21 protein-coding genes and 1 tRNA gene are annotated in these 19,605 nt (G+C 69.2%); 9 read left to right on the top strand and 13 right to left on the bottom strand.

Features of this window, described 5'->3' with window-relative positions:
- Positions 1–41: 41 nt before the first annotated feature.
- Entirely contained in the window at positions 42–521 is a 480-nt protein-coding gene (locus tag F1C12_RS14520; protein WP_185275639.1) for a MarR family winged helix-turn-helix transcriptional regulator, read from the top strand.
- Here F1C12_RS14520 and F1C12_RS14515 read toward each other — a convergent pair.
- The gene (locus tag F1C12_RS14515; RefSeq protein ID WP_185275638.1) at positions 518–982 is read right to left on the bottom strand and encodes an Lrp/AsnC family transcriptional regulator; all 465 of its coding nucleotides are present in this window, start codon (positions 980–982) and stop codon (positions 518–520) included. The genes F1C12_RS14520 and F1C12_RS14515 overlap by 4 nt on opposite strands.
- A gap of 99 nt (positions 983–1,081) precedes the next feature.
- Between F1C12_RS14515 and F1C12_RS14510 the strand changes: the two genes are divergently transcribed.
- Entirely contained in the window at positions 1,082–1,516 is a 435-nt protein-coding gene (locus tag F1C12_RS14510) for a rhodanese-like domain-containing protein (protein WP_185278978.1), read from the top strand.
- 7 nt (positions 1,517–1,523) lie between these two features.
- Here F1C12_RS14510 and F1C12_RS14505 read toward each other — a convergent pair whose 3' ends face one another.
- Complete coding sequence (locus F1C12_RS14505; RefSeq protein WP_185275637.1) at positions 1,524–2,387, bottom strand: Fpg/Nei family DNA glycosylase; 864 nt, start codon at positions 2,385–2,387, stop codon at positions 1,524–1,526.
- Positions 2,388–2,435: 48 nt separating this feature from the next.
- Between F1C12_RS14505 and F1C12_RS14500 the strand changes: the two genes are divergently transcribed.
- Entirely contained in the window at positions 2,436–2,873 is a 438-nt protein-coding gene (locus F1C12_RS14500; RefSeq protein WP_185275636.1) for an NUDIX hydrolase, read from the top strand.
- 7 nt (positions 2,874–2,880) lie between these two features.
- Here the strand turns inward: F1C12_RS14500 and F1C12_RS14495 are convergent, their stop codons facing one another.
- Complete coding sequence (locus tag F1C12_RS14495) at positions 2,881–3,084, bottom strand: PspC domain-containing protein (protein ID WP_185275635.1); 204 nt, start codon at positions 3,082–3,084, stop codon at positions 2,881–2,883.
- 98 nt (positions 3,085–3,182) lie between these two features.
- Positions 3,183–3,737 (bottom strand): hypothetical protein, encoded by a 555-nt coding sequence (locus F1C12_RS14490; RefSeq protein ID WP_185275634.1) that lies wholly within the window; start codon positions 3,735–3,737, stop codon positions 3,183–3,185.
- Between the two features lie 124 nt (positions 3,738–3,861).
- On the opposite strand from F1C12_RS14490, the gene F1C12_RS14485 reads away from it, so the two are divergent.
- On the top strand, positions 3,862–4,401 hold the full coding sequence (locus tag F1C12_RS14485) for a peptidylprolyl isomerase (protein ID WP_185275633.1): 540 nt from the start codon (positions 3,862–3,864) through the stop codon (positions 4,399–4,401).
- A gap of 32 nt (positions 4,402–4,433) precedes the next feature.
- The gene (locus F1C12_RS14480; RefSeq protein ID WP_185275632.1) at positions 4,434–5,291 is read left to right on the top strand and encodes a rhomboid family intramembrane serine protease; all 858 of its coding nucleotides are present in this window, start codon (positions 4,434–4,436) and stop codon (positions 5,289–5,291) included.
- Between the two features lie 199 nt (positions 5,292–5,490).
- On the opposite strand, the gene F1C12_RS14475 is transcribed toward F1C12_RS14480, so the two are convergent.
- Positions 5,491–5,751, bottom strand: coding sequence for a cell division protein CrgA (locus F1C12_RS14475; RefSeq protein WP_179604135.1), 261 nt, complete (start codon positions 5,749–5,751; stop codon positions 5,491–5,493).
- Between the two features lie 108 nt (positions 5,752–5,859).
- Here F1C12_RS14475 and F1C12_RS14470 point away from each other — a divergent pair, with 108 nt between their 5' ends.
- From F1C12_RS14470 to F1C12_RS14460, 3 genes are read left to right on the top strand one after another with little or no spacing between them, the layout of a single operon-like run.
- On the top strand, positions 5,860–6,666 hold the full coding sequence (locus F1C12_RS14470; RefSeq protein WP_185275631.1) for a class E sortase: 807 nt from the start codon (positions 5,860–5,862) through the stop codon (positions 6,664–6,666).
- Between the two features lie 3 nt (positions 6,667–6,669).
- Positions 6,670–6,828 (top strand): hypothetical protein, encoded by a 159-nt coding sequence (locus F1C12_RS14465; protein ID WP_185275630.1) that lies wholly within the window; start codon positions 6,670–6,672, stop codon positions 6,826–6,828.
- On the top strand, positions 6,825–7,463 hold the full coding sequence (locus tag F1C12_RS14460; RefSeq protein WP_185275629.1) for an anthranilate synthase component II: 639 nt from the start codon (positions 6,825–6,827) through the stop codon (positions 7,461–7,463). Before F1C12_RS14465 ends, F1C12_RS14460 begins: the two co-directional genes overlap by 4 nt.
- Here F1C12_RS14460 and pknB read toward each other — a convergent pair whose 3' ends face one another.
- The 7 genes from pknB to F1C12_RS14425 all read right to left on the bottom strand — a co-directional run bounded on the left by pknB (position 7,464) and on the right by F1C12_RS14425 (position 16,379).
- Complete coding sequence (gene pknB / locus F1C12_RS14455) at positions 7,464–9,119, bottom strand: Stk1 family PASTA domain-containing Ser/Thr kinase (protein WP_258046263.1); 1,656 nt, start codon at positions 9,117–9,119, stop codon at positions 7,464–7,466. It lies immediately after the preceding gene.
- A 151-nt stretch (positions 9,120–9,270) separates the two neighbouring features.
- Positions 9,271–10,983: a serine/threonine protein kinase gene (locus F1C12_RS14450; protein ID WP_185275627.1), complete on the bottom strand. Its 1,713-nt coding sequence runs from the start codon at positions 10,981–10,983 to the stop codon at positions 9,271–9,273.
- The gene (locus F1C12_RS14445) at positions 10,980–12,434 is read right to left on the bottom strand and encodes a peptidoglycan D,D-transpeptidase FtsI family protein (protein ID WP_185275626.1); all 1,455 of its coding nucleotides are present in this window, start codon (positions 12,432–12,434) and stop codon (positions 10,980–10,982) included. Before F1C12_RS14445 ends, F1C12_RS14450 begins: the two co-directional genes overlap by 4 nt.
- 3 nt (positions 12,435–12,437) lie before the next feature.
- Entirely contained in the window at positions 12,438–13,835 is a 1,398-nt protein-coding gene (locus F1C12_RS14440) for an FtsW/RodA/SpoVE family cell cycle protein (RefSeq protein ID WP_185275625.1), read from the bottom strand.
- The gene (locus F1C12_RS14435) at positions 13,819–15,066 is read right to left on the bottom strand and encodes a PP2C family protein-serine/threonine phosphatase (protein WP_185275624.1); all 1,248 of its coding nucleotides are present in this window, start codon (positions 15,064–15,066) and stop codon (positions 13,819–13,821) included. The genes F1C12_RS14440 and F1C12_RS14435 overlap by 17 nt, the downstream gene beginning before the upstream one ends.
- Before the next feature lie 3 nt (positions 15,067–15,069).
- The gene (locus tag F1C12_RS14430) at positions 15,070–15,669 is read right to left on the bottom strand and encodes an FHA domain-containing protein FhaB/FipA (protein ID WP_185275623.1); all 600 of its coding nucleotides are present in this window, start codon (positions 15,667–15,669) and stop codon (positions 15,070–15,072) included.
- Complete coding sequence (locus F1C12_RS14425) at positions 15,666–16,379, bottom strand: FhaA domain-containing protein (RefSeq protein ID WP_185275622.1); 714 nt, start codon at positions 16,377–16,379, stop codon at positions 15,666–15,668. Before F1C12_RS14425 ends, F1C12_RS14430 begins: the two co-directional genes overlap by 4 nt.
- A 155-nt stretch (positions 16,380–16,534) precedes the next feature.
- On the opposite strand from F1C12_RS14425, the gene F1C12_RS14420 reads away from it, so the two are divergent.
- Positions 16,535–16,618: transfer RNA gene (locus F1C12_RS14420), tRNA-Leu, on the top strand.
- A gap of 71 nt (positions 16,619–16,689) precedes the next feature.
- Here F1C12_RS14420 and F1C12_RS14415 read toward each other — a convergent pair.
- Positions 16,690–19,536 (bottom strand): galactose oxidase-like domain-containing protein, encoded by a 2,847-nt coding sequence (locus tag F1C12_RS14415; protein WP_258046262.1) that lies wholly within the window; start codon positions 19,534–19,536, stop codon positions 16,690–16,692.
- Between the last annotated feature and the right edge of the window lie 69 nt (positions 19,537–19,605).

The raw sequence follows: 19,605 nt of genomic DNA, 5'->3' as shown, positions 1-19,605 counted from the left end.
TAGCTTGATAGTCAAGCAATTATGAGAGGTAGGTAGCTTGATTGTCAAGCGATCTTGAGAAGGCGGTCGACGAGCTCGGCCCGATCATTCAGAGCTACCAGTCGGCCGTGGACGACTTCGACCGCGAGGCTGCACGCATCCTCCGCGTCAACGACACCGACCTCCGCTGCCTGGAGCAACTCGTCGTCGCCGGCGACGCGGGCGCGACGCCACGGGAGATCGCGGACCGACTCGCGCTCACGACCGGCAGCGTCACGACGATGCTCGACCGCCTGGAGAAGGCCGGCTACGTCACCCGCTCGCAGCATCCGACGGACGGACGGCGCGTGATCGTGCACCTGACCCCGCAGGCCCATGACCGCATCTGGGACATCATCGGCCCGCACTTCGCGGAGTCGAGCGCGACCGTCGCCGCCGGGTTCTCGGCCGCCGAGCTCGACACCGTGAAGCGGTTCCTCGCGACCGTCACGGCGGTCCAGCAGGCGCATGTCACGCGGCTGCGGGAGGGTGCAGCCGGCTAGCCGACCGGCGGCTCGATCGGCCGAGCCGGCACCGTGCTCGAGTAGGCGATGCTCGTCGTCACGCTGCCGAGCGTCCCGATGGCGCCGGACACCTGCTCGAGGTGGTGCATCGACGTCGCGACCACCTTCAGGATGAAGCAGTCGTCGCCCGTGACGTGGTGGGCCTCCACGACCTCCGGGGTCGCGGCCAGCAGTTCGTGGAGGGGCGCATACTGGCTGCTCGGGTAGCGCAGCCGAAGGAAGGCGAGGATCCCGTAGCCCAGGCGCTCGGGGTCCACCACCGCGCGGTAGCCGGAGATGACGCCTGCCTCCTCCAACCTCCGAATGCGTTCGGCGACCGCACTGTTCGACATGTGGACGGTGCGGGCGAGCTCCGCGATCGACTGGCGACCGTCGCGCTGCAGCTCCGCGAGGAGCGCGCGATCGACCCCGTCGGCGGTGAATGGTGGATTCGCGGTCATGGCGCGATTCTGGCACGGAAATCGCGGTGACTCTCGATGGATGCCGTCGATCGTCTGTTCAGATCGCGCTTCGACCTCCCTAATGTTGTGTCCATGACGATGACCTCCACCACCACCGAGGCCGCAGAGCATTTCGCGGCGAAGCTCCGGTTCGAGACCGACCCTTCCGACGTCCGTGCGGCGCAGCTCGCGGGGGAGCGGTTCGTCCTGATCGACAGCCGCGGCGAGGCCGCCTGGCGCCAGGGCCGGATCGCGGGCGCCGTGCACCTCCCGACGGCGGACATCGCCGAGCGTGCCGCCCGGCTGTTGCCCCTGGACCAGCCGGTGGTCGTCTACTGCTGGGGCCCGGGGTGCAACGGATCGACCCGCGCCGCCCTCGCGTTCAGCCTGCTCGGCTACGAGGTGCGCGAGCTGATCGGCGGCTTCGAGTACTGGGCGCGCGAAGGGCTGCCGGTCGAGGACGACAACGGGCCGGTCGTGCGCGGCGCCGACCCGTTGACGGCTCCCGTCGACGGGGTGAGTTGCGCGTGCTGAAGCCCGTCTACTTGAGCAACCGCGACAACACCCGGTCCGCCAGCGGCTTCCCGCCGGTCTGGCAGGTCGGGCAGTACTGCAGGGTGGAGTCCGCGAAGATCACCTGACGGATCGTGTCGCCGCACACCGGGCACGGCTGGCCGGTGCGGCCGTGGACGCGCATGCCCGACTTCTTCTCGCTCTTCAGCTCCGAAGCGGCCAGGCCCTCCGAGCGGGCCAGCGCGTCGTCCAGCGTCGACTCGAGCGCCGCGTAGAGGCGGTCGATCTCCTCGCCGCTCATCGACGCCGGCTTGAACGGGGACATCTTCGCCACGTGCAGGATCTCGTCCGAGTAGGCGTTGCCGATGCCGGCGATGAGCGCCTGGTTCCGCAGCACGCCCTTGATCTGGGCTCGGCCCTGGCCGGCGAGGATGGCCGCGAACGCGTCGCGCGTGAAAGCGTCGTCCAGCGGGTCGGGGCCGAGTCGCGCGACGCCCGGCACCTCCGCCGGGTCGCGGACGATCGAGATGGCCAGGCTCTTCTTGGTGCCGGCCTCGGTGATGTCGAGGCCGGAGCCGTCGTCGAGCACGAGGCGCGCGGCCAGCGGCCCCTTGCTCGGCCTCCCGGTCGGCGGCGGCGGGGGAGTCTCGCGCCAGCGGATCCAGCCCGCCCGCGCGAGGTGGATGACGATGTGGAGGTCGCCGGCGGCGATGTCCAGGAACTTGCCGTGCCGGCTCACCCCCGAGATCGTCAGACCCTTCAGCGCCTCCGGTGGTGGATCGAATGTCTTCAGCGCGGAGAACGCGACGATGCTCAGCCGGTCGATGACGCGACCGGTCAGCCGCTCGCCGAGGTCGGCGACGAGGGCGGTGACTTCCGGCAGTTCGGGCACCACCCCATACTGCCGCTCTCCACCGACGAGCGGCAGTAGGGTGTCGGCATGGACATCAGGGTCGCCGCCTACGCCATCATCGTGGACGGCCCGCGCATCCTGCTCGCGCACTGGAACGAAGGCGGCCGTTCCGGGTGGACACTGCCCGGCGGCGGGATCGAGCCGGGCGAGGACCCGCTCGACGCGGTCGTGCGCGAGATCGAGGAGGAGACCGGCTTCGAGGCACGCGCGGACGGGCTGCTCGGCATCGACTCGAAGATCATCCCCGCCGAGGCGCGCTTCGTCCCGGAGGCCGGGCCGCTGCACGCGCTGCGGATCGTCTACCGGGCGACCGTCACCGGCGGGAGCCTCAGAAACGAGCTCGACGGGACGACGGACGAGGCCGCGTGGTTCGCGCTCGCGAGCATCCCGAACCGCCGGGTCGACCTGGTCGACGTCGCGCTGCGGATGGCCGGTCTCGGCGACCTGGCGCGGCCGGAGCGCTGACCGGCGGTCAGGCCACACGGGTGACGGTGCGCTGCTCGGACGGGATGATGATCCACATGGCGATGTAGGCGATGAACTGCGGTCCCGGCAGCAACAGGGAGAGCAGGAACAGGATGCGCACCGTCAGCGGCTTGAGGCCGAAACGGTTGGCGAGTCCGGCGCAGACGCCGCCGAGGATGCGGCCGTCGATGGGTCGTTCGAGTGTGTTCATGCGTCCAGCCTCGCTCGTGCGAGACCACGGCACTATCGGGGAAACCCCCGATTCGACCCTGGGGTCGGCACTACCGGCGGGCCGGCAGCCCGGGAGGACTACTCCCCAGCGGGAGTCGCCGGCTCCTCATCGGCGACCCAGAGCTCGTCGTCGGCGCGGAAGGTCTGCCAGACCGCGTAGAGCAGGCCGGCCGCCGCGATGACGCCCAGGCCGACCGCGATGATCGTGCCGGCGCCGGGACCCGAATTCCGGGAGGCCGCGGTCGCCTTCTTGGTGATCTCCTTGCGTGCCTTGCCGAAATCACCGGCGAAGGCGGCGCTGCGCGCGGCACGCGCGTGGTCGACCACCGAGAGCGCCGTTCCGACGGCGGTGCCGACGGCCGGGATCACGTCGCCGACGAGGCGGTCGCGGGCGACGCCCGCGTAGTGCCCTGCCGAGTCCTTGGCCGACTGCGCGGCGGGACGGACGTACGACTCGTATCCCTCGCGGACCCGCGGAGCGAGCTCTTCACGGGAGTAGTGGGCCGCCTGCTTGCGGGCTGCGGCCGCCAGAGCGTTGGCGTTCGCGAGCACTTCCTGCTGCTGCCCCCACAGCTCCTGCGCGTCACTCCGCAGACGGTCGAGCTCCTTCTGGCGCTTCCGTGTCAGGCTCATTCTGGACCTCCATTGCGTCGGCTGGGCGAACTCACTCCATCTTGCCACCGAAAGCCCTGAGGATGGCCCGAGAGCCGAAGAGGCTTCCCGAAACCCAACAGGGCCCTGTGCAAGAATTGGTGCCATGTCTAAGCACACCGCTGTCGCCACGCTCCACACTAACTACGGAGACATCAAGGTCAACCTCTTCGGCAACCACGCTCCGAAGACGGTCCGTAACTTCGTGGGCCTCGCGACCGGTGAGATCGAGTGGACGCACCCCGCCACCGGCGAGAAGACCAACAAGCCGCTCTACGACGGCGTGGTCTTCCACCGCATCATCCCCGGCTTCATGATCCAGGGCGGCGACCCGCTCGGCCAGGGCATCGGCGGCCCGGGCTACCAGTTCGACGACGAGATCAACCCCGAGCTCGACTTCACCCAGCCGTACATCCTGGCTATGGCCAACGCCGGCATCCAGGGCGGCCGCGGCACGAACGGCTCGCAGTTCTTCATCACCGTCGCGCCCACCACGTGGCTGCAGGGCAAGCACACCATCTTCGGCGAGGTCGCGGACGACGCGTCCCGCAAGATCGTGGACAAGCTCGCCGAGCTCCCGACCGACGCCCGCGACCGTCCCCTCGACGACGTCGTGATCGAGTCGGTCGACATCGAACAGGCCTGAGGCCGGCCGGGGGAGCGGGCGGAGAAGGAACGATGTCTCAGCCCGTCGACGCGCCGGCGACCGTCTGCTACCGCCATCCCGACCGGGTCAGCCATGTGCGCTGCCAGCGCTGTGGCCGCCCCATCTGCGGTGAGTGCCAGACTCCCGCCGCCGTCGGAGTGATCTGCCCGGAGTGCATGGCGCAGCAGCGCGCCACCGCGCCGCGCACGCGTTCGCCCTGGGTGTCCCGGCTCACCGGACCGGGCGCGCCGGTCGTCACCTACGCGATCATCGGCGTCTGCATTGTGGTCTTCATCCTGCAGAACCTGCCGATCATCGGCTCGCAGGTGACGAACTCGCTGCTCTACGCCGGCGCCTACTCCTACCCGAGCCATTCGCTGTCGCCGTTGCTCGCTTTCGAGCCGTGGCGCATGCTGACGTCGGTCTTCCTGCACGCGAACATCATCCACATCGCGCTCAACATGTACACGCTGTGGATCTTCGGCATGGCGCTGGAGCCCGTTCTCGGGCGTGCGCGGTTCCTCACACTGTTCCTGATCAGCGGATTCGCCGGCTCGCTCGGCGTGCTGCTGCTGTCGCCCGCGAACCAGCCCGTGATCGGCGCCTCCGGGGCCATCTTCGGCATGCTGGGCGCCTTCTTCATCATCCAGCGGCGCCTCGGCGGCAACGCGACGCAGATCCTCGTGCTGGTCGCGCTCAACCTCGCGATCGGTTTCCTGCCCGGCATGAACATCGCCTGGCAGGCGCACGTCGGCGGACTTGTCGGCGGCGCGCTAGCCGGGTTGATCTACGTCGAGACGCGCAAGCCGTCCCGGCGCCGGTGGCAGACGCCGCTCATCGTCGCGCTCTGCGTGGTGCTGGTCGGCGCCAGCCTGCTGCACTTCGTCTGACGTGCCCGGCTTTCCCCAGGACGCTGCCGAGTTCCCCACAACGCGTGGATAAGTTATCCACAACCTTATTAACAGTGGGGATAATTACACCGGTGTAACTCTCCACAGGCTTATTAACACTGGGGAGAAGCCGACTGCTGGGGTGTGGGCTGTGGGGAGAACTGCTGTGGATAAGTGGAGGACGGCACGCAGCCGCGGGCTAGCGCCAGCGGGTCGTCATCAGGAAGCCGATGAAGGCGATCCCGAAGCCGACCAGGATGTTCCACGCGCCGAGGGCCGGGATCGGGTACTGGTTCTGGCTGACGTAGAAGACGATGATCCAGATGAGCCCGAGCAGCATGAAGCCGAACATGACGGGCTTGAACCAGACGGGATTGGGGGCGTCCTCGCCGGTTGCGGCCGAGCTGCGCTCGGGACGGGCGGAGCGCTCGAGCTTGGTCTTGGACTTGGTGCGTGCCATAGCACACAAGTGTAGCGGGAGCGCTCTGAACGTTCGCGGCGACAGAGGCGTGCGGTTCCCGGGAAACACCCGGTTTGGCGCCGCTCCGCCCCCGTTAGAATGTGTCATATGACCACACCCGCAGAGCCCGAGCGCAATCGCGCCGGCTCGCGTCGTGCGGCACGGCCTGCCCGCCGCAAGCGCAGCCCCGGCGAGGTCGTCCTGACGGTCATCGGCGAGCTGCTGATCACCGCGGGCGTGCTGGTCGGGCTGTTCCTCGGCTGGCAGGTCTGGTGGAACAACCTCATCCTGTCCGGCCAGCAGACCTCCGTCGCGGGCGATCAGAGCAAGAAGTGGATCGACGACGCGATGAAGGCGCCGCGGCCGACGCCGACCGACCCGTCCTCGCCCGAAGCGGTCGACCCTCCGGTGATGTCGCAGCCCGCGGACTACGAGCCCTTCGCCGTGATCTACATCCCGCGGCTCGGGGCGGACTGGAAGCGCACGATCCGGGAGACGGTCGACGTCGACAAGGTCCTCAACAGCTACACAGCCGGCGTGGGGCACTACTCCGGCACGGCGATGCCCGGGGAGGTCGGCAACTTCGCGATCGCCGGCCACGACTCGGGCTGGGGCAACACGTTCATCGACCTCTCGAAGCTGCACCTCGGCGACCGCATCTACGTGCAGACCAAGGACGGCTGGTACACATACGTGTTCCGCAACTTCGAGTTCGTCCAGCCGACGCAGGTGCAGGTGATCGCGTCCGTGCCGCACCATCCCGACGTGCAGCCCGTCGACCGGCTGATGACGATCACGACCTGCAACCCGCCGTTCCACGCGGGCGAGCGGCTGATCGCCTACAACGTCTTCGCCGGCTACCAGCCGACGCAGGACGTTCCGAGTGAGATCCGCGCCGCGGTGACGGGAGGCTGACCCATGTACGGAGCACTGTGGCGCATCCTCCCCGGCCCGGTCTGGCTGCGCATCCTCATCCTGATCGCCCTGTTCGTCGTCGTGCTCTGGGCGCTGGTGACGTGGGTCTTCCCCTGGGTGGATTCGCTCCTCGGTCCCCAGGAAGGTACCGTTGGGCCGTGACCCGCGTACTCGTCATCGACAACTACGACAGCTTCGTCTACACGCTCAACGGCTACCTGCGTGAGCTCGGCGCCGAGACCGAGGTCGTGCGCAACGATGACATCGCGGTCGAGGACCTTCCCGCGCGCCTGGCCGAGTTCGACGCGGTGCTGGTGTCCCCTGGACCAGGCAAGCCCGCCGGCGCCGGGGTTTCCATCCCGGTCGTGGAGCTCGCGCTCCAGACCGGGACACCGCTGCTCGGCGTGTGCCTCGGTCACCAGGCGATCGCGGAGGCCTTCGGCGGCGTGGTCACCAACGCCGAAGAGCTGATGCACGGCAAGACCTCGCAGGTCGAGCACGACGACAGCATCCTGTTCGACGGTGTGCCGCAGCCGTTCACCGCGACGCGCTACCACTCGCTCGCCGTCGTGGACGGCACGCTGCCCGACGAGTTGATCGTCACCGCGCGCACCGCCGGCGGCGTGATCATGGCGCTGCAGCACCGGGACGCACCCATCTACGGCGTGCAGTTCCACCCGGAGTCGGTGCTCACCGAGGGCGGCTACCGCATGCTCGGCAACTGGCTGGAGAAGTCCGGCCTCGCCGGCGCGGCGGAGGCCTCCCGCGCGCTCAACCCGCTGGTGAAGCTGGGCTGATCAGCCCGAGCAGTAGGTCAGGCCGACCGTGCTTCCCTGAGGCACATCGCCCGGCAGGACCGTCTGCGTGTGCACCAGCGGCGCGCCGCTGTTCTGCTTGCAGGTGGAGTCCGCCTTCGGATCCGCGGTCAGCCCGAGCTGTTGCAGGAGCGCGGTCGCGGCGGGGAGGGACTGGCCGGTCAGGTCCGTCAGTGTGACCTTGCCGCTCGAGACGGTGAGCGCGATGGCGTCGCCTTCGTGTGCGTTGCCCCCGGCGGCGGGCGCGCTCTGGATGACGACGTTGGCCGGCACGGTCGCCGAGTTCTGCGTCGTGACCGGCCCGAGTGTCAGACCGGCCGCTTGCAGCGCTTGTTTGGCGGCGTCCTGCGTCATGTTGGTGACATCGGGGACGGCCACGGCCTTCTTCCCGGTCGACACGAAGACGTTGATGGTGTCGCCGGTCGCGACCACGATGCCGGCGGCCGGGTCGGTGCGGATGACCTGACCCTCCGCGTAGGTCGAGCTCGCCTCCGTCGACTGCGTCCACTTGAGCTTGAGGTCCTCGAGCTGCTTCGTCGCCTTGTCGAGCGTCTGCCCGGAGAGGTTGGGCACCTGGCGGGAGCTGTCCGGCATGGTCGTGCTCGGCGCGATCCGGAGCACCCAGGCGAGGACGGCGACGATGACGACGGCCATCACCGCGATGCCCGCCCAGATCCAGATGACCGGTGGCCGGCGCTGCGTGCGGACCATCGTCTGGTCCTCCGACAGCTGGCGGAACGCGGCCTCCGGGCCGGAGACCGAGCTCGGCGGCGCGCCGAACAGGGTCTCGGAGAACTCGTCGGGCTGCTTGTGGACGGGGACGCGCCCGGCGGCGGCCTCCTCCAGGTCGTGACGGAAGTCGGCGACCGTCTGATAGCGCTCGAAGCGGTCCTTCGTGAGGGCGTGAGCGACGACGACGTCCATGGCCGGCGAGACCTTGGGGTTGACCGTGCTCGGGGAGACGGCCGTCTCGCTGACGTGCTGATAGGCGACGGCGACCGGGGTGTCTCCACGGAACGGCGGCCGGCCGGTCAGCATCTCGAACAGGACGACGCCCGTCGAGTACAGGTCGGTGCGCGCGTCGACCGTCTCGCCCTTGGCCTGCTCGGGCGAGAAGTAGCTGGCGGTGCCGAGCACCGCGGTGGTCTGCGCGACCGTGGCGGAGGAGTCGCTGATGGCACGCGCGATGCCGAAGTCCATGACCTTGACCTGGCCGGTCGTGGTGATCATGACGTTGCCCGGCTTGATGTCGCGGTGCACCACGCCCGCACGGTGCGAGTACTCCAGGGCGGTCAGGATGCCCTCGGTGATCCGGACCGCCTCGGCGACCTCCAGCGGGCCGCGCTTGATGAGATCTTTCAGAAGAACGCCGTCGACGTACTCCATGACGATGAAGGGGAGTTGCGCCTCGTGCCCGTTCGGCTCGCGGACCGTCTCCTCGCCCGCGTCGAACACGCGGACGATGGTCGGGTGCGTCATCCGCGCCGCGGCCTGGGCCTCCTGGCGGAACCGCGTGCGGAACGCCGGGTCCGTCGCCAGCGAGGGCTTGAGCAGCTTGATGGCCACCGTGCGGCCCAGCCGGGTGTCCGTTCCACGGTGCACGTCGGACATGCCCCCACGGCCGATGAGCTCGCCCACCTGATATCGGCCTGCGAGCAGGCGGCTATCTGGGCTCAAGGCGGGCTCCTTTTCGGGTAGGGCTGGTGGCTCCGGACAGTGTAGCGGGCCGACTCTGGATGTCTCCCCCGGGTGGGGGAGGACCGGTCGCGTCAGCGCGGGGCGGCTCCGTTCACGGTGTCGGGATGGAGGTCGAGCCGCCGGCGGGCACGACCGTGTACGGCGTGGTGGGCGACTGGGCGGACTCCACCGACTCGCCCTGGTTGCAGAAGATCGAGTAGCTCAGGGTGTAGTTGCCCGCGGAGGTCGGCGACCAGGTGAACTTGGTGTCGTTGACCGGCGCCTGCGGCTGCCCGTTGACGAACAGCCGGCGGCCGGTGAGGTTCTGGCCCGCCGGGCAGGTCGCCGAGCCGAAGGAGACCGTGATCTGCGAGTTCGCCGCCCCCTGACCCGACGGCGGGTTGGCGGTGACGGTGTCGCTCGGGGTCGGGATCGGGGTCACGGGACCGTAGACCTTGACGGTGATCGTCGAGCCCTTCTGGACGGGACCGGTCGGGTTGACCGAGTAGACGGTGTTGACCTGGCCGGCGGAGCTCGCGGCGGACCCCGTCTGCACGTCCGCGACCATGCCGACGCCCTGGAGCTTCTGGCGCGCCTGGTCTCCGGTGAGCCCGAGGTAGTCGCCCTCGCTGATCTGCACCGTCGAGCTGGTCTCCGTCGGGGTCGGGCTCGGCGTCGTCGGGGGCGGCGACGTGTGGGCTGCCGTGGTCGTGGTGGTCGGCGACGGCGTCTTGGGCTGCGCCAGCAGCGCGATGATCGTCCCGATGAGCACCAGGGCCAGCAGGGCGATCAGGGCGATCAGCGGCCACGTCCACGGGCTGCGCTTCTTCTCCTCGACCGGCTCCTCGGTCTCCTCCTCTTCGACCACGGCTCCGGCCGCGGCGGCGGGAAGCACCGTCGTGGCCTGCGTCGGCGCGGCGTTGGGGGAGGTCATCAGCACGGTCGCGGCGTCGGTGGCGGCCGCGGCGCCGAGCACGGCGGGGACGGACGCGGCCGCGGCGCGGATGTCGCCACGGCGCAGGGCCTGCGCCGCCCGCGCCAGGTGCGCCGCCGAGGCGGGGCGGTCGGCCGGGTTCTTGGCGATGCAGGCGAAGACCAGGTTGCGGACCGGCTCGGCGACCGTGGCCGGCAGCTCCGGCGGCGCCTCGTTGATCTGCGCCATGGCGATGGCCACCTGCGACTCGCCGGTGAACGGCCGGCGGCCCGCGAGGCACTCGTAGGCGACGATGCCGAGCGAGTAGATGTCGGTCGTCGGCGAGGCCGGGTGACCGGAGGCCTGCTCGGGCGAGAGGTACTGCACCGTTCCCATGACCTGGCCCGTGGCGGTGAGCGGGACCTGGTCGGCGATGCGGGCGATGCCGAAGTCGGTGATCTTGACCCGGCCGTCCGGCGTGATCAGGAGGTTGCCCGGCTTGATGTCGCGGTGGACCAGCCCGGCGGCGTGCGCGGCGTGCAGGGCGGCGGCGGTCTGCGCGACGATGTCGAGGGTGCGGTCGGTGCTGAGGACGTGCTCGCGCTCGAGGATGGTGGAGAGCGCCTCACCGGGCACCAGCTCCATCACCAGGAAGGCGCTGCCCTCCTCCTCGCCGTAGTCGTAGACGTTCGCGATGCCTTCGTGGTTGACGAGTGCGGCGTGCCTGGCCTCCGCGCGGAAGCGCTCGAGGAAGCCGGGGTCGCCGAGGTACTCGTCCTTGAGGATCTTGATCGCGACAGTACGGCCGATGACCAGATCGGTCGCCTGCCAGACCTCGCCCATGCCGCCGATCGCGATCCGCGACTGCAGCTCGTAACGTCCTCCGAAGGTGAGCCCTGCTGTGGGTCTCATTTATTCAGCACCGCCTCTAGTACTTTTCTCGCGATCGGCGCGGCGATGGAGTTACCCGTGCCGCTCTGACCGCGTCCACCGCCATTTTCAACGACTACCGCTACAGCGAACTGAGGGTCGTTCGCCGGCGCGAATCCTGTGAACCACAGGGTGTACGGGTCGGTCGCCCCGTTCTGCGCCGTCCCCGTCTTACCGCCGACCTCGACCCCGTCTATTCTTGCATTGCTCGCAACGCCGTGATCGACGCCGTCGACCATCATCTGCTTGATGGTGTCGGCGTTCTGCTGGCTCATCGGCTGCGAGAACTGCTGGGGCTGGAACGTCTCGATCGGCTGCAGATCCGACGACCGGATCGAGTCGACGAGGTTCGGAGTCATCAGCTTGCCGCCGTTCGCGACCGCGGCCGACACCATCGCCATCTGCATCGGTGTCGCACGGTCGTCCTTCTGCCCGAACGAGCCCAGCGCGCGCTCCGCGTCGTCGGTGTAGAGCGGGTAGACGCTCTTCTCGACCGGGATCGGGATGCTCAGCGACTGGTTGAAGCCGAACTTGTCGGCCTGGTCCTTGATCACCTGCGGCTTGAGCTGCATCCCGAGCTCGGCGAACGGGATGTTGCAGGAGAGGATCTGCGCTGTCGCGATCGACACCGTGTCGCCGGGCCCGCAGGTGGTCAACGAGTCGTTCTTGACCACCGTCGGGGAGCCGGGGAGCGGCAGCGAGGCCAGGTTCGGCAGCTGGCTGTCCTTGGTGTACTGGCCCGTGCCGAAGGCGGCCGCGCTCATCACCGGCTTGAACGTCGAGCCGGGAGGGTTGAGATTGCCGCCGATGGTGCGGTTGGTGAGCGGGCTGCCCGAGGCGTCGAGGAGCTGCTGGTACGCGGTGTTGACGGCCGCCGTGTCGTGGGAGGCGAGCACGTTCGGGTCGTAGGTGGGCTTCGACACCATCGCGAGGATCTTGCCGGTCTTCGGCTCGAGCAGCACGACCGCGCCCTGATAGTCGCCGAGCGCGTCCCACGCAGCCTGCTGCGCCTTGGGGTCGATCGTGGTCTCGACCGACGCGCCCTGCGGGTTCTTGCCGGTGAGGATCGAGTTGATCCGCTCGAAGAACGCCGAGTTGGAGGTGCCGGACAGCCGGTCGTCGAGGGCGCCCTCCAGGCCGGTCGCCTGCCCGTTGACCGGGTAGAAGCCTGTCACGGCCGAGTACAGGGGACCGTTGCTGTACTGGCGCTGCCACTTGTACACGTCGTTCGACGGCACGGACTGCGCGATCGGCTGACCCGCCACGAGGATCGCGCCGCGCTGGGCCGCGTAGCTGTCATTCCTCGCACGGGTATTCCGCGCGTCGGCGGCCAGGCTGTCCGCCTGGAACGCCTGCAGGATCGACGTGGACACCAGGAGCGCCAGGAACATCACCAGCACGATCGTGCTGACCCGCTTGATCTCGCGATTCATCGTTCAGCTCACCACCAGACGGGGTTGGTTGCGGACGGTGTCGGACAGTCGCAGCAGCAGCGCCACGATGATCCAGTTCGCCACCAGGGAGGAGCCTCCCGCCGCGAGGAACGGCGTCGTCAGACCGGTGAGCGGGATCACCCGCGTCACGCCGCCGATGACGATGAAGCACTGGAGGCCGACCGTGAAGGACAGCCCCACCGCGAGCAGCTTGCCGAAGTCGTCCTGCCCGGCGAAGCCGATCCGAAGGCCGCGGGCGACGAAGATCAGGTACAGGGCGAAGATCGCGAACAGACCGGCCAGGCCGAGCTCCTCGCCGAGGCTCGCGATGATGTAGTCGCTCTGCGACACCGGGGTGACCCACGGCTGGCCCTGTCCGAGCCCGGTCCCGATCAGCCCGCCGTGCGCCAGGCCGAACAGGCCCTGGACGAGCTGGAAGCTGCCGCCCTGCGCGTCGTAGACCTTCTGGGAGAACGGGTCGAGCCAGTTCGCGAAGCGGTCGTGCACGTACGGGAGCAGCTGGCTCGCGACGACGGCGCCGCCGACGATCAGCAGCAGGCCGAGGATGACCCAGCTGATCCGGGCGGTGGCGACGTAGACCATCACGAGGAACAGGCCGAAGATCAGCAGGCCGGTGCCGAGGTCGCGCTGGAAGACGATGACCGCCATCGACATCAGCCAGACGATGAGCAGCGGGCCGAGGTCGCGGGCGCGCGGGAAGCGGATGCCGAGGAACTTCTTGCCCACCATCGACAGGGAGTCCCGCGCCTGCACCAGGTAGCCGGCGAAGAAGATGGCGAGGCAGAGCTTGGCGAGCTCGCCCGGCTGGAAGCTGAACGGGCCGATGCCGATCCACACCCGGGCGCCGTAGATCTCCTTGCCGATGCCGGGCAGCATCGGCAGCAGCAGCAGCACGAGCGCGGCGAGGCCGAAGATGTAGGTGTAGCGCTGCAGGACGCGGTGGTTGCGGATGACGACGATGACGGCGATGGCGCACGCGATCGCGATGGCGGCCCAGGCGATCTGCTTGACGCCGGCGCTGTTCCAGCCGGAGTCCTTGAAGTGGATGTCGATTCGGTAGATCTCCGCGATCCCGATCCCGGTGAGGACGGTGGCGATCGGGAGCAGGAAGGGATCGGCCTGCGGCGCGACGATGCGCAGGGCGATGTGCATCCCGAGCACCAGTGCGGAGAGGCCGGCGCCGAGGTAGACGAGCGTCAGGTCGAGGTGGCCGAGCGCGCCGAGCTGGACGAGGACGACCGCCGCCGCATTGATGCCGCACGCGATGATCAGCAGGAACAGCTCGAGGTTGCGCTGTTTGGCGGGCAGGCGCAGCCGTTTGACCGGGCCGGTGGCCGGCCTGGCCTGCTTCCGTTCGCTCACGCTACTGTTTTGCGGCATCGGTCAACTGGTCCACTATCGCCCGGGCGGCTGCCAGGTCGTCTGCGTTGATGGTCTGCTGCACGAGCTGCTTGTCGTACTGCGGGAGGCTCTTCACGGTGACGTCGGACTCCTCGTAGACGTGCGAGAGCACGATCGGCCCGAGGTTCTGCTGCACGCCCTGGTAGATCGCGACCTTGCCGGCCGGCGACGCGCCGACGAAGAAGCGGGACTGGGTCCACTGATAGCCGAAGAGCACGGCGAGCACGATCGCGACGACGAGCGCCGCCAGCCCGATCATCCAGGTCAGCCGGCGGCGGCGAGCCCGGCGCTCGTCCTCCTCGATCAGCTCGTCCAGGTAGTCGTCGGACTGCGGCTCGAAGTGCGTCGGGCCGGTCGCCGGCCGGACCGGGTGCAGGCGGAGGGTGGGGAGGCGCGCGGCGCGGGTCGCGGGCTTGGGCTCGCCGAACTGGAGGGGCGCCGCGGCCGAGCCGACGGTGACCGGCTCCTTCACGACGTCGCCGCGGGCGACATCCGCGATGTCGAGGATCACCACGGTGACGTTGTCGGGCGCGCCGGCGTCGAGGCTCTGCTTGAGCAGCTTCTCCGCGACCTGCTTGGGCGCGTCGCGCGTGGCGAGGGCCGCGAGGAGGTCGTCGTGCTTCACGACGCCGCTGAGCCCGTCCGAGCAGATCAGCCAGCGGTCGCCCGGCCGCGTCGCGAGGATGAGGGTGTCGATCTCGGGGGAGGCGTCCACGTCGCCCAGCACGCGCATCAGCACGGAGCGGCGCGGGTGCACCATCGCCTCCTCCTCCGTGATCCGGCCGCTGTCGACCAGGCGCTGCACGAAGGTATGGTCGACCGAGACCTGGCTGAGCTCGCCGTCGCGGAAGAGATAGACGCGGGAGTCGCCGATGTGCGCGATGGCCATCTCGTCGCCGACGCGCATCAGCGCGCTGACGGTGGTGCCCATCCCGGTGAGCTCGGGATGCTCGAACACGGTCTCGGCGAGCAGCGAGTTGGCGGCGATCAGCGCGGACTGGAGGGCGAACTCCGCCTCCGACGCCGTCTCGTACTCGCCGTCGGCCTCCTTGATGCGGTTGACCGCGATCGCGCTGGCGACGTCGCCGCCGGCGTGGCCGCCCATGCCGTCGGCGACCACGAACAGCTCATGACCCGCGTAGCCGGAGTCCTGGTTGTTCGAGCGGATCTTCCCGACGTGGGAGACGGCCGCTGCCCGATTGCCTGCCACGGGTTACCGTCGCAGCTCGAACGTGGTCGTCCCGATCTTGATCGGGGTGTCGAGCGGGACCTGGGTCGGGACGGTGACGCGCCGGCCGTCGAGGAACGTGCCGTTGGTGGAGTCCAGGTCCTGGATCATCCACTCGTCGTTCCACAGGAGCAGGCGGGCGTGGTGGGTGGAGGTGTAGTCGTCGCGGATGACCAGCCCGGACTCGCTGGACCGCCCGATGGTGATCGGGTCGCGTCCGAGCGCGAGCTCGGTGCCGGCACGCGGGCCGGAGGTGAGGACGAGGCGGTGCGCGGTCTGGACGCTGGCGTTCGTGCCGCCGACGGCCGTGTTCGCTCCGGCCGGGAGGCTGGAGACCGGCGCGTGCTTCATGACCGGCTCGGTCGGGCCGGCCGGTCTTGGGGCGCCGACGGGAGCCGGGGCCGGCGCGGGGGCTGCGGCGGGCGTCGGGAAGGGCGAGGCGGCCGCCTGGTTCTCGGGGAGCTTGCGCACGCGCTGCCCGAACAGGTCGGTCCGCAGCGCGTAGACGATGCCGAACACGAACAGCCACAGCAGCAGCAGGAAGCCGAACCGCAGCACCAGGAGGGTGAGCTCGCTCGGGTTCACGAGGTGCTCCAGAAGTTGTCGCCCTGCGCGGAGCCGGGGGAGGGCGCCGCCTGCGGGAGAACCCGGAAGACGATGCGGGTGCGGCCGATGCTGACGACGGAGTCGGGTTCGAGGATCGCCTTCTTCACCGGCTGCCCGTTCAGCTTCGATCCGTTGGTGGAGCCGAGGTCTTCGACCTGGGCGCGGTGGCCGTCCCAGGTGATCATGACGTGGCGGCGGGAGATGCCCGTGTCGTCGACGGTGATGTCGGCGTCCTGGCCGCGGCCGACGACGGTGCGGCCCCCGGTGAGCGGGTAGTGCCGGCCGTCGATGTCGAGCACCGGCGTCCAGGCGACGTCGCCCTTGACGTTCTCGGAGTCGATCTGGAGCATCCCGACGGTGATGTCGGGGTCCTCACGGAGGTCGATGGAGAGCCCGCCGGCGAACGCGTAGTGCTGGCTGGTGGCGTGCTTCTGGGCGAACGACACGAGCTCGTCGGTGAGCGCGGCGCCCATGGAGCTCATGCGCTTGTAGTCGGCGGGAGACATCCTCAGGACGAAGCGGTTGGGCGCGAGCACCCGGTCCCGCGCGACGACGGCGGCCTTGGTGTCCATCTCCTTGCGGATGGCGCTGGTGAGCTCGACAGGCTGCAGCCCGGAACGGAAGGTCTTGGCGAACGCGCCATTGACGGCGCGCTCGAGCCCCCGCTCGAAGTTGTCCAGAATGCCCACTAGTCTCCCGCTCCCGGCTTGGCCAGCTACATGCATGTTAGTCGGAACGCCCTGGAAGACACCCCCGCCCGGCGTGCTCACAGGTGAAGATCCTCCTCAGGGGGCATGCCAGGATTCGTGATGGGGCTCGCTGACGTGTTAGTCTTCCTGGGTTCGCGCGAGTGGCGGAATTGGCAGACGCGCTGGCTTCAGGTGCCAGTGCTCGAAAGGGCGTGGGGGTTCAAGTCCCCCCTCGCGCACGAACGAGAGGCCGGATCGACGGGTGACGTCGATCCGGCCTTTTCCGTTCCGGGCCGAGGTGCAGGCACCCTCACGGTGCCGGAAGGATCTCGACCAGCGCCAGGTCCCACATATCCGTGGTGGGCGCCGTGTCATTGATGGTGACCGCCGTCCCCGTGGTCGCGGTCGGCGTGTTCGTCCGCTGCAGCCAGTAAGCGTCTCCGGACGGGGAGAGGTACTGGTCGACGAGCGTTTGACCGGCCCCGACGGTCCGCGCGTGGGCTGTGCTCCAGTCGGTCCCGGCGCCCCAGACCCAGGAGCCGGCGCGCGTCGTGGTGAGCGTCGCGGTCGGTGCCCCGCTGAAGGCGTTCGCCGCTGCGACCGCTCCGGTGGCGGTGTCGGCGCCGAGGAATCCGGCGACCGTCAGCGACGACTGCCACGATCCGGACTTCTGAGTGGCCGTGACGGTCACGTTCGAGAGGGGGACCGGCGCCACGGCCTGCCAGATCTCCGCTGTGCCCGGTTGGCCGTTGGAGCGCTGCCGCAGCGTCCAGGTGAGGCCGCCACCGGTCACCGAGGCGATCTGGGAGGCACTCGACCCGTCGGAGCTGACGAACGCAAGGAGGAGCTCGTTCGTGCCCGTGGTCGTGAGTCCGCCCACAGCGACCATCGAGGCTGCCGTGCCCTGGTGTTTCGTCACGAGCTTGTCGACGGTTATCGTCCGGGGCCCGGAAACGGCCGTGGCTGTGGCGCTGTTGGACGCGGCGCTGACGTTCCCCGCCGCATCTCGCGCGGTCACCGTGTAGGTGTAGGAGGTGCCGCCCACGACCGCGGCGTCGGTGTAGGCCGTTCCGGTGGTCGTGGTGAGCGGTGATCCGTTTCGGATGATGGTGTAGCCGGTAACCCCGACGTCATCGCTGCTCGCGCTCCAGCTGATCGCGATGCCGCCCGCGCCGGCGGTGGCGACGAGGGAGCCGGGGGCCGAGGGCGGCGTCGTGTCCGCGAGGGCCGTGCCCGTGACTTCGTTCGACGGCGGGCTCACGTTTCCGGCCGCGTCCCGCGCTTCGATCCGGTAGTAGTACGCGCCGGCCGCGAGTCCCGCATCCGTGTACGAGGTCGTGCTGCCGCCGACCTGCTTGATCAGGTTCGCCGTGCTCGGGGTGAAGCCGGAGGTTCCGGAGCGATAGATGTCATAGCCCGTCACCCCCACATTGTCGGTGGAGGCGGTCCAGCCGAGCGCGACGCTTCCGACCGCTCCAGTGGCGGACGGCGCGGTGGGGGCCGTCGGCGGGGCGGTGTCTTCGTACGGGGCGGGGAATCGCACCATCGCGGCCGTGGACGGCACGCCCTGTGCGTTCACGATCATGAGCATGTAGTGGCCGGGCGGCGCCCAGTCGCCGTTGGGCGGGAGCTGCACGTTCAGCCCTCCGGCGGCTTGGCTGAAGGACAGCTGCATCCCGCGCGTGTTCTGGTCGAACGCGTGCGTGTCCGAGCCGGTCCGGATCAGGGAGACCGACGCGATGTTGGCCGCGTCCGGCGTCTGGACGAAGGCGCTCGCGCCGTACTGGACGGTCGAGGGGGCGGAGGTGATGGTCGGCCGTGCGCCCTTGAACAGGTACGGAGGCGAGTAGATCTGATAGCTCAGCTGGTCGGCCACGCCGGTGTCGCCGCCTCCGCCGGAGACGAACACGCGGCCATCGGGCAGGAGGATCGCGACGGAGTGGTACAGCCGCGGCGCGGTCAGGGCGGCCACGGTCGTCCAGGTCCCGGTCGCCGGGTTCCAGATCTCGGCGGGCTTCACGGCCTTAGACAGGTCCTGTCCGGACTTGTCGGTTCCGCCGCCCGTGGCGAGCACCGTGCCGTCGGGGAGATTGGTGAGGTCGACGAAGCTGCGCGGATAGGCCATCGGCGCGGTCGGCCGCCAGGCCGGGTTCGGCTGATTCATGTCGAGGGTGTATGCGGTGTTCGCCGAGATACCGGTGAAGCCGCCGTCGGACGCGGTGCCCGCTTTGAGGAATTTGCCTGGCGCGTAATTGGTGATGGACGCGCCGTCCAGCACCTGACTGTCGATCGTGGTCCACTGCTGTTTCGCGACGTCGAGGGTCTGGGTGGACGTCGCCTGCTCCGACGCGCCGGCCTGGAGCACCCGGCCGTCCGGCAACTGGTACATGAAGGGGTAGTACGGGATGTCGTTGCTCGCGGCGGTGAGGTCGGTCCAGGTGTTCGTGGGCGGGTTGTAGACCTCCGGGATCTTGACGATGTCGGTCGAGCTGGTGTTCGATCCCGAGGTGACGAGGACGCGGCCGTCGGCGAGTGTCGTGCCCGTTGGGTACCACCGCGGGTGGTTCATGGATTTCAGGGGCTGCCAGGTCTGGGTGGCCGGATCGAAGGCGTTCACGGCTGTGATCCCGAGGCCGCCGCTCGTCGCGGTGCCGCCGATCACGGCGATGCGCCCGTCCGCGAGAACGGCCTGGCCCGCACAGAACAGGTCGACCGCGCCGTTCGGAACCTGGATGTAGGTGCCGCTGACCGGGTCGAGGAGGTATTGCTGGCCGTTCTGGGAGAAGTCGCCCTGCCAGGTGAGGACCTTGCCGGTGTCTGTGAGCGCCGCGTGGATCGAGACCTCCGGCCACGGGACGACCGGCCCCCAGGACCCGACGACGGACGGATCGTTCGTGGTGTTGGCGACGGTGACCGCGATGGGCGGTGCGGTCGCCTGGTTGCCGGCGCCGTCTCGGGCGATCGCGGACAGGCTGTGGCTTCCGTTGGCGACCGAGGTGCTGTCCCACTGGATCGTGTATGGCGAGCTGGTGACAGCGGACGAAAGCGGAGCGCCGTCGAGCAGGAATTGCACCGAGGCGACCCCGACGTCGTCCGTGGCGGTCGCCGACACCGCGACAGTGCCGGCGACGGTGCTGCCGCCGGCCGGACCGGTCATGCTGACGCTCGGCGGAACCGTGTCCTGCCCGTTCGCGGGGAGTACTTCTATGGCGGCGAGGTTCCAGCG

The sequence above is a fragment of the Leifsonia shinshuensis genome, assembly GCF_014217625.1.
Classification (GTDB): Bacteria; Actinomycetota; Actinomycetes; order Actinomycetales; family Microbacteriaceae; genus Leifsonia; species Leifsonia shinshuensis_A.
The sequence above is the reverse complement of the archived record's forward strand: the minus strand, read 5'-3'. Positions and strand labels throughout refer to the sequence as shown.